Below are 12,724 nucleotides of genomic sequence, written 5' to 3'. Positions count from 1 at the left end.
GATCTAGCTTAAAAACTTATGCTTTCTTACCTATTAAGAAAAACCCATACAGTCCGTATGGGTTTTCCAGAAACCTATTCCTCATAAAGCTTTTTCAGTTTCCGCTGTTTCCGCCTGTACACAAAACCGGAAAGCATAATGCTCAATTCATAAAGGAGAAGCAGCGGGACAATGACTAATATATCTGACAAGAAATCCGGCGGTGAAATGATGACCGAAACGACAACAAGCACAAAATATGCGTACTTCCGCACCTTCTTCAGCTTTACTGGGTTAATCAGCCCTAGGCTTGTCAAAAACATGATGACAACCGGAAGCTCAAACAAAACAGCAAACGGGATCGTCATCCGAAGCAGAAAGGTGAAATACTTTTGTGTCGTAAACGTCAATTGAAACATGTCTCCTGACAGTTCAATCAAAAAACCTAACACAACCGGGAAAACGATAAAATATCCAAATGCCAGCCCAGCGACAAATAAAATGAATGAAGCAGGGATATACATAAGGGTCGTGCGCTGTTCCATTTTATTCAGTGCCGGTTTCACAAAAAGCCACACCTGTGACACCAGAACGGGCACCATTCCGGTAACGGCAATGACGGTTGCCAGCGCGAAATAAATCCAGATGATTTCGGTCGGTCCGAGTACAGTGAGCTGAAACTCGATATCACGAACGAACCACCGGTAAATGTCTTTTATGAAAATAAAACCGACGATGAAAAACAAGACAAACGCGGCCACTGTATACATAAGCCGCTTTCGAAGTTCTTCAAGATGTTGGACAACTGTCAAATCACGGTCCCCCAGAACATTACACCCCTTTCTATCTTTTAGAATGCCAATGTGCGCAGCCTTTTTCATTCAAAGGTCCGCCAATTTCCGGGCAGTAAAAAAAGTGTAAGGGCATACCTCACACCTTTTAAACTCACACCTGCTTTTCAGGTTTTTCACTGTTTTCCTCTTCAGTGAGGTCCCTTGCAGTCTTCTTGAAATCTGTAATCGTGGTACCGACTGCCCGCCCCAACTCAGGAAGCCGCTTAGGGCCGAAGATGAACAGAACGAGTACGATGATTAAAATAAGCCCTGGTATTCCGATGTTTGTGAGCAAACTGGATCTCTCCCGTTTCAGTTTATTTTTTCAGCTCTTCTGTAACCTCTTTCACTTCTTTGATTTCCTCAGTGAAGTCACCGGTCAGTTCCTTGGTGGACTTTTTGAATTCCTTCAAAGATTGTCCGACTGCTTTGCCAACTTCCGGCAGCTTCTGCGGGCCGAAAATAATAAGTGCAAGTACAAGAATCAAAATCAAACCGGGAACGCCAATATTTGTAAGCATGTCTCCCTCTCCTTTCTGTAATACCTGAATGCTCAACTTCATTATAATATCCATCGGAAGAAATTCATATGGAAAGGACATGATTTCTCCTGTATTTCAGGCCTATGTTCACATTTCTTCCATATCCTTCCCAATCTTTAAAGCAAACATAACGGCATTGAAAGGAAAAAGGTTTTTAGGAAGCTTTGGTTAATAATTAATATCTAAGTCTTATTTTTGATTTATCTAAGGAGGCTCATCGTGACAAAAAACTATGAACTAATTTATGCTGCAACCCCAACACTCAATGAATATATGTATTTGTGTTCAAGTGTCGGATGGAAAGATTTGATGAATTTTGATGCCGCGGAAACCTCACTGCGAAATTCGGTGTACTCCGTACTTGTTAAAGATGGTCATAAAATTATTGGAATGGGGCGGATTGTTGGAGATGGCGCAATTTATTTCTATATTCAAGACATCATCGTCCAACCCGAATATCAGGGATGTGGAATTGGCAAAGAAATTATGAACACCTTAATGGGTTTTATTGAAGAATATGCTCCAAACAAAGCATTTATAGGATTATTCGCTTCAGAAGGAAAAGGTGGGTTTTATGAAAAATATAATTTCAAGGACTATTCCCCAAATATGACCGGAATGTTTAAAGTCAATTTGAAAGAATAGTCCACCTTGTTACTAAATTGGAAGTAAATTGCACAGAAGATGTTGGGACATAACTAAATAAGTCATGATTAGAGACGAACAATAACTATTCAACGTAATACTGTTTACTAATAATAAGTTAAGCTGAAAAGACAAGTTCGTTCCATTGCGCTGCAGACACTCGCTTTCAACGGGGAGGAAGCTGAGCCTCCTCGGCTGCGCCTGCGGGGTCTCAGCCTTTCCTCTATTTCCCGTACGACTTTAAAAAAGCTTCTTTGAAATAACACCGCACGAAAAAAATGGGTTTTTATTTTCGTGGAGTCGGGTGTCCTCCGCTCCATTCCATTAGTTTTAAAAATAGTATGCAGCATCAAAAGATTTATTGAAGAGAGTAAATAATAACCCGAACGGTCAGGAGAAAGATTCATTGAAATCTTACCTGATCGTTCGGGTTTATCATTAGCTGAAATACTTATGTCCCAGCCTCTTCTCCTGGTTATTGCAGCTATTTATTTTGTCCGCCGCTTTAAATTACTCAGATGCAGTCATCCATTCATCAACAAGGTCACGATTTTCTTCGATCCATTTTTCCGCACCTTTCACCGGATCGTCCTCATCTTTAATCATGGCCATAAGTGAACCAAGTGAATCATCATCCATTTTCCAGTTATTCAGCCACTCAAGCACTTCAGGGAAGTCGTCCCCGAAGTCTTTTCTTGAAGCGAACAGGATATCATCAGCATCACCATAAACATTTTTCGGATCCTCAAGGTACTTCAAATCAAACTCAGCAAAAGCCCAGTGCGGATTCCAGAGCGTGACGACAATCGGTTCTTCAGCCTTGATCGCATTACTCAGCTCAGCTGTCATGATAGGGCCGGATGTGGACGTAAGTTCATAATCAAGCCCGTATTCATCAACGGCCTTTTCTGTCATTTGCATTAAGCTTGCACCTGGATCAATTCCGACAATCTGCTGTTCCGGAAACAGATCTGTATTGTCATTTAATTCCTCAATGGTGTCAATTTCCACATAGGAAGGCACGACAAGTCCGAGTCCTGTACCTTCATACCACTTTTCATGCCAGGCAATATCTTCTTTGTAGTCTTCATAGAATACTTCATCTGTATAAGGAAGCCAAACTTCCAGACCGAGGTCGAGGTCGCCGCCTTTAAGGCCGGTGTAAAGGGCTGCTTTCTCTACGTTTGTCAGCTCTACCTCATACCCCTCCTCTTCAAGTAAGATTTTCCACATGTTCGAAACGGCGACGTTTTCAGCCCAGTTATTCAGACCGATTTCGATTTTCCCTTTTTCCTCTGTTCCGGCCGACTCCTCTTTGTTTCCTTCATTCGAACCGGAATCATTCCCGCATGCTGCAACAACAAGCAGCATAAGCACAACTGCAACTGATGCAAGACGACGCAACAATTTTTTTTGCATTAAACTCTCCCCTTTTCTTTTTATACACCCTTCATATGTTAAAGATTCCAGTTCTTGAGGGCAACCGCAGGAATACACTGAATAAAGATTATTTCATACGTACAGTTTATTCTGTACACAGTTTCCTCAATCTATCTCTGTTTTGCTTGCTCATACTGACAGAAGGGTGTATGCGGTAGGGAAAATCCTGCTTTTCACTCCTGATAGATTGCCTGTTTGAGTCAGTGCAGGCGGCGCGGCCTGCACTGATTAGAGTTTGCTTTATATTGTAGATTTAATTACGCTTCAGTGTCCGTAATGGCAATGCAGGAGCTGTTATGGGCGCTGAATTCGGGATACCGCTCCCTTAATCCGGTCACACTGGAGTTTTGCGGCACTGCTTTCCCTATACGGGACCAGAACAAATGCACAAGGCGCCCGTTTAGCGGCGTACGTATAAGCGGGGTACCCGCAGGGAGGTGCTCTTTCCTCCCGGAGGGGATCACCGTTTATGACGACAGCCGCTGACGCCTGGAGCTGGACGATTCCCTTCTTGTTTTTTATCCACAGCGCTTACTCATTTTATAATTTCCTTCACAATAAAAAAAAACAGCCGATCACACAAAACGGCTGTTTCTCTATCAAAATCAATCTGCCAGTGCCTCTTCTGCTTTCCTTGCTTTTTTCCTATAAACCACTTTCGAGAGCAGAATGCTTATTTCATAAATGATGACAAGCGGAACCGCGACGAGCGTTTGGGACACAAAGTCAGGAGGTGAAATCATCGTTGCGATAATCACGAGTACAAAATAGGCATACTTCCTGACTTTCTGAAGCTTCTGCGGTGTCAAAATGCCGAGGCTTGTCAGGAACATGACGATGACCGGAAGCTCAAACAAAAAACTGAAAGGCAGCGTCAAATGGATTAGGAAATCGAAGTACTTTTCTATAGTGAACATCGTCTCAAACATACCGTCATTCATCTCAATCAAAAATTGAAAGACGGTCGGGAAGATAACAAAATAGCCAAAGGCGAGTCCTCCCACAAAAAGGGCGAATGATGCCGGAATATAGGCCAGCGTCACTTTTTGCTCACGCCTGGTCAGCGCAGGCTTGATAAATACCCAGATTTGCCACACTAGAACAGGAATTGTTCCGGCGAGCGCCGCCATGCCGGCCAGCTTGAAATAAATCCAGATGATATCACTCGGGCCAAGGATGGCAAGCTTGAAGTCAAGGTCCCGGACAAACCAGTCATATATATCCCTTATAAAAACAAAACCTACAATAAAGAATACGACAAATGCACCCAGGACAACGATAATTCTCTTTCTTAATTCTTCCAGATGATTGACCAGTGACATTTCCTGATCTTGCATGGACGAGCACCTCCACCGGTAGGAAACTTCTTTGATGAACGCGGCAGCCGCAGCTGCCAGCTTACATGTATGATATTGGCCAGAAATACCTTCCGCTCCCCGGCCGTTATAGTTAGATACTGCATAAACGTGCAAGAAAGGTGCAAGGCATCCCTCACACCTTCCTTATAAATAGCAATCAGCTTTCTTTCTTTTCGGTTTCGTCTTCCTTCTTTTCACCTTGGGAGATCATATCGTTTGTTGCCTTTTTGAACTCTTTCAGTGTGGAGCCGAACGCTTTACCGATTTCCGGAAGTTTTGATGGCCCAAAAATAACTAGAGCAATGACCAGGATCAAAATGAGACCCGGTACGCCAATGTTCGATAGCATGAAATCACTCCTTTTCTATGTCCATCATAGCACCGCAGTTTCAAGCACAGTGCGGTAAAAAGGTACAAATTTTTTAACAAATGGATGGGAAGCCCTGTCTTCAACCGCTCGTTCCAGTTTGGCCAGGCCCGGCTCCATATACTTCTCATAGGTTTCCTGCTGCAGTTCACGCAGTTTTTCGGCCTTTTCTACGTCTTCTGCCTTCAAGGCTTCAGCCTCTTCCTGGATCGCCGCTGTGAGAAAAGCGGTCAGGCTTCCGATATGATCCGGGTATTCCCCTTTGTCGAGCGGGAAATAAAATCCCATTTCTTCAAACATGCCGATCAGGCACAGCAAGTCCTGCTTGGCTTTTTCCATTTCTTCCTCGTCTTTTCCATAGTAGGATGACATATAAGGAGAAATGAAGTAATCACCCGGAATGCTGAAATGATTTTCATGCCACATCGGCACTTCTTCTCTATTATAATGGCTGTGGAACGGAAATTCGACTTTTATTTCTTCCGGTATGGAGGAAAATGTCTTTTCATAGCCTTCCCAGTCCCCGAGCCACACCTGTGTGAACAGATTGGCGAGCATCAGTCTCCCGTAAGTTTCTTCCACTTTTTGTGTCATGTTTCACCCACCTTTTACCAATCTTTTCGTTTTGCCATGTGCCATCCCAATGTGATTTCCAAAAAGCTCTTTCAAAAGCTTTTGCTGTCAGAGGAATCCGCTCCTTTTCCGCGGACTGCCGGATATAGCGTCGTTTATCACCGGCTGCTGTGTCTTGTGCTCTTATTTTCCGCGGGAGTGAGCTGATCCCCCCTGTCTTCCCATATCAAAACCCACCATTCACTATAACAGATTCTATAGTTTTTTAATATCGACATAAAGGTCAAGCTGTCCAGGAGCACCGCCGATCTGATCGACAATCGTACCTTCTTTATAGGCTTTGTCCTTCTTCAGCATTTTGTTGACAACGAAACCATCGCTGCGTGAACCTGGGAATCCGGCTTCTTCGTGCATTGGTTTACTGTTGAAATCGAACGGTGTATTACCGTACTCTGGCAGCTTCTCCTGTTTAGTCCCATCTATCGTTTGCAGTGTTGCGCCGTATCCGGTTTGCCCGAAGTTGTATGCCGCCCCGACTACGCCCGGTGCGATACCCTGGGTGACATACACTGTGCCCCGTGCCTCGAAGTCTGGTGTTGTGACCCGAACTTCATCTCCTGATTTCAGTCCGCGCTGGCGGGCATCTTTTGCGTTCATCCAAATATAGTTATCTGAACGAACTTCCCTGAGCCAGGTGCTGCTGATATTGCGGTATGTTCCCATGTTCCGCGCTTTCCAGTTGATGAATTGCAGCGGCAGTGACTGGTTGACTGTTTCACCGTTATAGTATTTGATTTCCTCGCCGATCGGCATGCCTTCAAAAAATGCGCCGTCAAATGAGTTTTTGCCAGCTGCCACACCTTCATCATAAAAATTGGCCTGGCCGCCGAACTGATATTTCAAATGGTCGCCGATATAATCTTCGCCCGGTGCTTCAAACCTGCCGCCCCGGTTCAGGACGTACACGGCTTTTGCCCATTCTTCCGGTTTCAGCGCCTGTTTCCATCTATTCACGTCAAAGTGTTTGCCAAGTGCATTCTTCCGGGCCTGTTCAAATATATTCAATTCTTTTGCAGAAGCATCCGGAACAGGTTTTTCATCAAATGCGATATTGGCGATCCGCTTCAAGTAATAATCTTCTTCAGAATGGAGTGCACTTCCATCCGGAAATGCCTTGTCTCCGTATCCAGGCAGTTCCATCCGTTTGGCGATTTCAATCACGCTGTTTTCAAATGAGCGCACATCCGGGAATACGCGTGTAACCGGCTGGAATACGCCCGTGAATTTCGTTGTGATGTTCGGATAGATGGATTCTCTTCCCCAACGCTCCAGATAGGTTGTATCCGGTAAAATGAAGTCCGCGTACTTTGAGGAATCCCCGATCTGGACATCAGATGCCACATAAAGAGGCAATGTTTTTTGATCTGCAAGGATTTTTTCCTGTGCCCCTCCGTTCGGAGTTGACAGCACCGGTGACATCCTGTGAGTGATCAGTGCGTTCAGCTTATAAGGATATCCTTCGGCTGAGCTTGGCAGCACTTCATGGACAGTCTGCGCACTATAAGGGAACCAGGGCCGTTTGGCCGGATATCCGTCACGTTCAAACAAAGTCGATTTCTCATATTTCGATGTATAGCGCCCGACCGGTATGCCCCAGGCAACATTCGGCTTTTCCACACTTTTGAGATCATAGCGCCCTTCGAATTCCTTGTAACTTGCACCGGTCGTGATATTGCCGCCTTTCCAGTCATAGTTCCCGATCAAGTGGTTCAGCATTGCCACAAGGCGCTGACTGTAATAACCGTTTGTATGCATAGCCGGGCCGCGGTATGCCATAATTGCGGCACGCTTGCCGTAGGATGTGAAATCTTTGGCCAGTTTTACGATTTGCGCTTTTTCAATTGTCGTAATTTCCGCATATTCTTCAAGCGTCCTCTCCATAACCCGCTCTTTGTACAGTTGGAAAGCTGACTTCACCTTCAGGCCTTTCACGGTTGCATCCACATACAAGTCGCCTTCTTCTGCCTTTGTATGCGGAACAGGTTTTCCGCCAGCCATCACGACGAATTCTTCTTCCGTACCGATGCCAAGATCGCTTGCCCTCAATTTCGGCCGTTTTGGATCGGACAGATTAATGAGATGTGTTGCATCGCTCCATGTCGGCTCACTGTCATTTCCGGCAGCTTTCTTATTCGGATTGCGCAAATATTCTTCATCATATCGTTTGTTTTCAATGATCCAGCGGCCCATTGCAAGCGCAAGTGCACCGTCTGTTCCCGGTTTCACCGGAAGCCACATGTCCGCCTTTTCTGCTGTCTTGCTGAAACGGGGATCAATGACTGCCATTTTCATGCCGTTGTCAATCGCATTCGTGATCTTTGGCGCGAGCCATGTCGGTCCTTTATTCGCAACGAGCGGGTTTGTACCCCAGACAATCAAATATAGCGTATTTTCAAGGTCGGCATACTGCCGTTTCTTCTTCTTTCCGCCAGAATAGGAGCGTACATTTCCCATTACAGAACTGATTCCGCAAACTCCGCCGTGGTGATAGTAATTTGCTGTGCCGAGGCTTTTCAGCATAAACCGTTCCGTGAAATCACGGCGGTCTCCGACCATGAAGCCAATCTGGTTCACTTTCGGGCCGAGATCCGGATGCTTTGTATCAATCAATACATCTTTATATTTTTTATCAAACTCGGCTGCCGGCATTTCGCCTGACTTTACCTTTTCCCAGTCAGCCATGACAGGCTCTTCAGGAACGTAAGCCGACAATTCCTTCAATCCAGGGGTGCCCAGGTCTTTACTGCCGTTGATGATCTCGTTGTATACTTCATCCCAGGAAACCGTCTTCCACTTACCGCTGCCCCGCGGCCCTACACGCTTCAAAGGCTTTTTGACTCGATAGGCATCATAAGCAGTCTGGATGCCGGCCTGCCCTTTCAAGCACGTTCTGCCGCCGCGGAATCCGCGTCCTTCTTTTCTTACATCGCCTGTACCTTTTACTGCCGCATCAACAGGGGTGTCATACGCGATGGCCCCGAATGGAACCATTGTGATTGGGCTGTACTGGTTACCGGCAATTTTGCGGATGATTGAGCTGTATGGCCCTGTTTTGTTGCCATCCACAACGTAGGCTTTTATCGTACAAAATGAATTGCATTGCTCACAGGTTGTGAAGATGACGTTTTCTGCCGTATAGTCCTGATAGTCCGTACCGACTCCGTGTCCTTCATCGACCCAGACATTGCCCATCGCCTGCTTCACGGGACCGACAAACGCAGGCCCGATTACAGCTACCGCTCCCAGGGAACCCAGTGCTTTCAGAAAACTTCTGCGCTTCATTGATTTATTTTCCATATCCATCACTCCGTCTGCTCAGAAGAATTTTGTTCTTCGATCGGCAGCAATTGCTCACCGAACGTATAAATCAATAACCCCATTGCCCCGACACCAAGACTGATCATCCATTCGTTTAACGTCGGGAAATAGTTACCTGCAGGAAGCTCGTGGAAGAGCGGAACAACAAGTGGAGGAACCACGATATTAAACCGCACCCCGATAATACCGATAACAATCAGAATGGCTGCAACCAGCAGGGCGTTAACGGAATTCTTCGTTTTTTTCCAGAACACTATGGTAATCGGGATGACAGCCCCCAAAAACATTTGCACGCCCCAGAACGACCAACTGTATTCACTTGCCATCATCGTGCCCAGGCTTGCCAGGTGTTCCTCTTCAAGACCATAAGCTCCTACAAGGTACTCATAAAACTGCAAACCGAGATCAATGAACAAAAATGCTACCATCATCTTGGACAGGGAGACGACCATGCTATGGTCTATCGCCTGTTTTGTCGCTTTTTTCTTTATGATATACATAGCAAGAAGCAACGCGGTGCCCGAAACCATGGCGGAGACGACGAAGATTACCGGGAACAAACCCGTATTCCAGGCCGGACGCGCCTTTACGAGGGCAAAAATGGTGCCTGTTCCGCCGTGTACGCCGAAAATCGCAATCGGGATACCGATCGTGCCGAGAATTTTCATCCATTTGTGGTCACGTTTTTTTGTTTCATCAGTGATCACGCTGTTTTTAAACGTCAGTAAGCGTGCCACCTTGCTCTTCATTGTGCCGGCTCCTGATTTTGCTAGTTTAACAAGATCTTCACGCATTGCGATATAAAGTTCAGTACTTAACAAAGCAATGTACACGAGATAAAAGTGTACTTCCCAGCCGAGTGCACTTGTCACATTCCAATAAATGATTGCATTGAGCAGGCGTTCAGGGCGGCCAAGGTCCATAAGCACGAACGTCAATGCGACGATCATACAGACAATTGCGGTAAAAAGGGCCATCCGTCCAATCCGCTCATATTCATCCATGCCAAATACAAATATCAACGTTGAGAGCAGAAACGAGCCTGCACTCAGCCCAACAAAGAAAATGTAAAAGGCAATCCAAGCGCCCCAAGGTGTAATTGAAGACATGTTTGTAACACTTAATCCAGTTATGAAACGTTCAGCGATGAAATAACCTCCAATAAGCAATAGAGCCAGCAAACTGCCTACCCAGACTTTGTATACCGTAGAGGTTGACGATTTTGTTACAAGTTTTTCTTTTGATTCATACGCTACATTTGCCACACAAGTTCCCTCCCTTTACTTCAAGTAAATGACGTTTGGTCCTGTTCCAAGTTCATTTTTCAGCCTGAATGCACGCGGACTCTTGGCCAGCTTGGAAACGGTACTGTTCGGATCGTTCAAGTCGCCGAAAAATCTTGCATCGCCAATGCATGTTTCAACACAGGCAGGTTCTTCGCCGCGTTCAAGACGGTGGAAACAGAAACTGCACTTCCGCACTGTTCCGATCGGTGTTTTCCCTTTTTTGCGTTCGCCTCGCTCCATGCCGTATTCCGGGCTTGAAACATCGTCATAACCAGGCATTTCACCTTCATAACTTTCGCCGAAGTCAAACGAGCGGGCCCCGTAAGGACAGGCGACAATACAGTAGCGGCAGCCGATGCAGCGGTCATTATCTATCGCTGTTATTCCATTTTCCATCTTGAAGGTCGCTCTTGTCGGGCAAACCTGGGCACACGGCGGCTGGTCACACTGCATGCATGGACGCGGGAGATTCACTTTCGCGACATTCGGAAATTCACCGATTTCCGTTTCCATTACGACATTGTAGGAAATTCCAGGCGGTGTCCGGTTTTCCGCTTTACAGGAAACGGTGCATGTATCGCAGCCCACACACTTTTTCAAGTCGATGACCATTCCCCATTTAACGCCATCTCCCTTGGCTTCCTCAGGTGCATCCGAGACATATTCCTTGCCAAACTCTTTCAGCAATGAAGCGTTGTACTTTTTGTGGAAATCCCTGATATCCAGCTTTCCGCCAATGACCTTCCTGGCGTCTTTCGCCATATCGAAACTTAATTCAGTGTCATAGGGAGACTGGTCCATTTCCTTCTTTTTATCAGGCAGCATTTGATCAACCAGACTGTTCCAATCATTCTCTGTCATATCTTTGTTTGAAAAAATCCCCATCTTGTTCACCTCTTATTCCTTTACTGATTTTTTGTCTCCACTATTCTCTTCATCTGTTAAACTGTCAGCTGTCAATTCCTGAGCGGATTTCTTGAATTCTTTTAATGTTTCACCGGTTGCTTTGCCCAATTCAGGCAGTTTCTTCGGCCCAAAAATAACTAGTGCAATAAGTAAAATGACAATCAGGCCAGGTACTCCTATATTTGTCAGCACGCCTTTCTCCCCCTCACCCATGTTGCTTTTTTTGTTAACCTTATTGTAGTTTGAGCCGCAAAAATGCTACTGTGACATTTGTCACAACCAGATGACTCTTTATATCTTCTTCATAAGGCAGTCAAAAGGAGTTCACAGAAAGGGTGATATTTAACTGGGAATTCACAATTTCAATAAAGAAAACTCGCAGATTGGCGAGCATGCAGGCGAAGACAGCGATGCAGCTGCCCTTATCTATTTTCTTGAACGTGGCCGCTTCGCCGAAGTACTTCCTTGCTGACAATTTACTGTAAAGTTTTAAATATACAATCTGTTTTCATTTCATGCTCACGTGTTTCATGCCTGATGACTGTTTATTCGCACACAAGCCCGATTTTTCACGCTATACACGAACAGCCGGGATGAAGAGGGCGCCCTTTTAAGCAGCATTCCGTGACTTTCACGCCAAACTTTAACTGTTTCACGCGCAATCTCCCGCATTTCATGCAGCAGTGCCCGATTTTCGCGCAAGGGCAGCTGTTCAGCCCGGCTTTCGCGCCAAACTCCGGATTCTCACCTCGCAACTGATCCCTATCCCAGTACGCTCTCACACCAGCACATCCTGATTTCCCCAGGATGGAAATTTGCACGTCCCTCCTCCGAATCACGCATGCCTACGGCAAAAACAGGGCTGTTTGCTCAATGCGGTATCGCAGGAAACCCATTTAACGTGCAGACCTTGTTCAATTTGTCTTATTTTTTTAAAAAGACAATTTGTCTCCTTTCATGCTCACGTTTTTCACGCCGGATGACTGTTTATTCGCGCCGTATCCGCGGCTTTTCACGCCGTATCCGAACGGTCGTGGGAAGGGAATGCACTTTTCGCGCGGATTCTGCTTTCTTTCACGCCGAAATATTTATGTTTCACGCGCATTTAGCCGTTTTTCATGCCGCAGAGCGCGACTTTCGCGCCGGAGCAGCTGTTTCACGCCGTTCATCCCGGCTTTCGCGCCGTAACTCCTCCCTTTCACGCCGCCAACTGATCCGCTCCACAACAAAACAAACATCGCTGCCTATCGCAGTTCATACGAAGACAGAGTCACAGCTGCCTTTATCAACTTTCTTAAAAAATCGAATCAGCGTTCCTCCTTGCCGGAAATGTTATTTTCCAATTCGCTAAAGAAACTCGCCGATTGTCGAACCGTTAGAGGAAGACAGAGGCGTAGTTGACCCTTATCTATTTTCT

Annotated in this window: 14 protein-coding genes; 2 read left to right on the top strand and 12 right to left on the bottom strand. The window is 45.8% G+C overall.

Features of this window, described 5'->3' with window-relative positions:
- Positions 1 to 74: 74 nt before the first annotated feature.
- The 3 genes from tatC (A4U59_RS16675) to tatA (A4U59_RS16665) form a co-directional block, all read right to left on the bottom strand.
- The gene (gene tatC / locus A4U59_RS16675) at positions 75 to 806 is read right to left on the bottom strand and encodes a twin-arginine translocase subunit TatC (RefSeq protein ID WP_066174882.1); all 732 of its coding nucleotides are present in this window, start codon (positions 804 to 806) and stop codon (positions 75 to 77) included.
- A gap of 118 nt (positions 807 to 924) precedes the next feature.
- Entirely contained in the window at positions 925 to 1,107 is a 183-nt protein-coding gene (tatA, locus tag A4U59_RS16670; protein WP_066174871.1) for a twin-arginine translocase TatA/TatE family subunit, read from the bottom strand.
- 22 nt (positions 1,108 to 1,129) lie between these two features.
- A complete protein-coding gene (tatA, locus tag A4U59_RS16665) occupies positions 1,130 to 1,333 on the bottom strand; it encodes a twin-arginine translocase TatA/TatE family subunit (RefSeq protein WP_066174881.1) in 204 nt (67 codons plus the stop codon).
- Between the two features lie 294 nt (positions 1,334 to 1,627).
- Between tatA (A4U59_RS16665) and A4U59_RS16660 the strand changes: the two genes are divergently transcribed.
- The gene (locus A4U59_RS16660; RefSeq protein WP_066174880.1) at positions 1,628 to 1,999 is read left to right on the top strand and encodes a GNAT family N-acetyltransferase; all 372 of its coding nucleotides are present in this window, start codon (positions 1,628 to 1,630) and stop codon (positions 1,997 to 1,999) included.
- Between the two features lie 510 nt (positions 2,000 to 2,509).
- Here the strand turns inward: A4U59_RS16660 and A4U59_RS16655 are convergent.
- From A4U59_RS16655 to A4U59_RS21885, 9 genes are all read right to left on the bottom strand, one after another.
- Entirely contained in the window at positions 2,510 to 3,418 is a 909-nt protein-coding gene (locus A4U59_RS16655; protein ID WP_066174869.1) for a glycine betaine ABC transporter substrate-binding protein, read from the bottom strand.
- Positions 3,419 to 4,044: 626 nt separating this feature from the next.
- Positions 4,045 to 4,776, bottom strand: coding sequence for a twin-arginine translocase subunit TatC (tatC, locus tag A4U59_RS16650; RefSeq protein WP_066174866.1), 732 nt, complete (start codon positions 4,774 to 4,776; stop codon positions 4,045 to 4,047).
- Between the two features lie 178 nt (positions 4,777 to 4,954).
- Positions 4,955 to 5,146, bottom strand: a complete 192-nt coding sequence (locus A4U59_RS16645; RefSeq protein WP_066174865.1) for a twin-arginine translocase TatA/TatE family subunit — start codon at positions 5,144 to 5,146, stop codon at positions 4,955 to 4,957.
- A 24-nt stretch (positions 5,147 to 5,170) separates the two neighbouring features.
- A complete protein-coding gene (locus A4U59_RS16640; protein ID WP_066174864.1) occupies positions 5,171 to 5,758 on the bottom strand; it encodes a molecular chaperone TorD family protein in 588 nt (195 codons plus the stop codon).
- Positions 5,759 to 5,992: 234 nt separating this feature from the next.
- A complete protein-coding gene (locus tag A4U59_RS16635) occupies positions 5,993 to 9,094 on the bottom strand; it encodes a molybdopterin-dependent oxidoreductase (protein WP_066174878.1) in 3,102 nt (1,033 codons plus the stop codon).
- Positions 9,095 to 9,099: 5 nt separating this feature from the next.
- The gene (nrfD, locus tag A4U59_RS16630; RefSeq protein ID WP_083270909.1) at positions 9,100 to 10,380 is read right to left on the bottom strand and encodes an NrfD/PsrC family molybdoenzyme membrane anchor subunit; all 1,281 of its coding nucleotides are present in this window, start codon (positions 10,378 to 10,380) and stop codon (positions 9,100 to 9,102) included.
- 15 nt (positions 10,381 to 10,395) lie between these two features.
- Positions 10,396 to 11,286, bottom strand: a complete 891-nt coding sequence (locus tag A4U59_RS16625; RefSeq protein WP_066174862.1) for a 4Fe-4S dicluster domain-containing protein — start codon at positions 11,284 to 11,286, stop codon at positions 10,396 to 10,398.
- Between the two features lie 12 nt (positions 11,287 to 11,298).
- On the bottom strand, positions 11,299 to 11,499 hold the full coding sequence (locus tag A4U59_RS16620) for a twin-arginine translocase TatA/TatE family subunit (RefSeq protein WP_066174861.1): 201 nt from the start codon (positions 11,497 to 11,499) through the stop codon (positions 11,299 to 11,301).
- Between the two features lie 121 nt (positions 11,500 to 11,620).
- Complete coding sequence (locus A4U59_RS21885; RefSeq protein ID WP_169823994.1) at positions 11,621 to 11,782, bottom strand: hypothetical protein; 162 nt, start codon at positions 11,780 to 11,782, stop codon at positions 11,621 to 11,623.
- Between the two features lie 366 nt (positions 11,783 to 12,148).
- Here A4U59_RS21885 and A4U59_RS21880 point away from each other — a divergent pair, with 366 nt between their 5' ends.
- Positions 12,149 to 12,658, top strand: coding sequence for a hypothetical protein (locus A4U59_RS21880; protein WP_169823993.1), 510 nt, complete (start codon positions 12,149 to 12,151; stop codon positions 12,656 to 12,658).
- Positions 12,659 to 12,724 lie beyond the last annotated feature (66 nt).

The organism is Bacillus marinisedimentorum, from assembly GCF_001644195.2.
Classification (GTDB): Bacteria; Bacillota; Bacilli; order Bacillales; family Bacillaceae_O; genus Bacillus_BL; species Bacillus_BL marinisedimentorum.
Note: the sequence above shows the minus strand (reverse complement) of the source record. Positions and strands in the feature narration are given on the sequence as shown.

What these genes read in the sequence shown, in the direction of transcription:
- tatC (WP_066174866.1), bottom strand. Translation starts at nt 4,776, where the DNA reads ATGCAAGATCAGGAAATGTCACTGGTCAATCATCTGGAAGAATTAAGA.
- A4U59_RS16655 (WP_066174869.1), bottom strand. Translation starts at nt 3,418, where the DNA reads ATGCAAAAAAAATTGTTGCGTCGTCTTGCATCAGTTGCAGTTGTGCTT.
- A4U59_RS21880 (WP_169823993.1), top strand. Translation starts at nt 12,149, where the DNA reads ATGCCTACGGCAAAAACAGGGCTGTTTGCTCAATGCGGTATCGCAGGA.
- A4U59_RS16635 (WP_066174878.1), bottom strand. Translation starts at nt 9,094, where the DNA reads ATGGAAAATAAATCAATGAAGCGCAGAAGTTTTCTGAAAGCACTGGGT.
- tatA (WP_066174881.1), bottom strand. Translation starts at nt 1,333, where the DNA reads ATGCTTACAAATATTGGCGTTCCCGGTTTGATTTTGATTCTTGTACTT.
- A4U59_RS16625 (WP_066174862.1), bottom strand. Translation starts at nt 11,286, where the DNA reads ATGGGGATTTTTTCAAACAAAGATATGACAGAGAATGATTGGAACAGT.
- A4U59_RS16640 (WP_066174864.1), bottom strand. Translation starts at nt 5,758, where the DNA reads ATGACACAAAAAGTGGAAGAAACTTACGGGAGACTGATGCTCGCCAAT.
- A4U59_RS16660 (WP_066174880.1), top strand. Translation starts at nt 1,628, where the DNA reads ATGTATTTGTGTTCAAGTGTCGGATGGAAAGATTTGATGAATTTTGAT.
- A4U59_RS16645 (WP_066174865.1), bottom strand. Translation starts at nt 5,146, where the DNA reads ATGCTATCGAACATTGGCGTACCGGGTCTCATTTTGATCCTGGTCATT.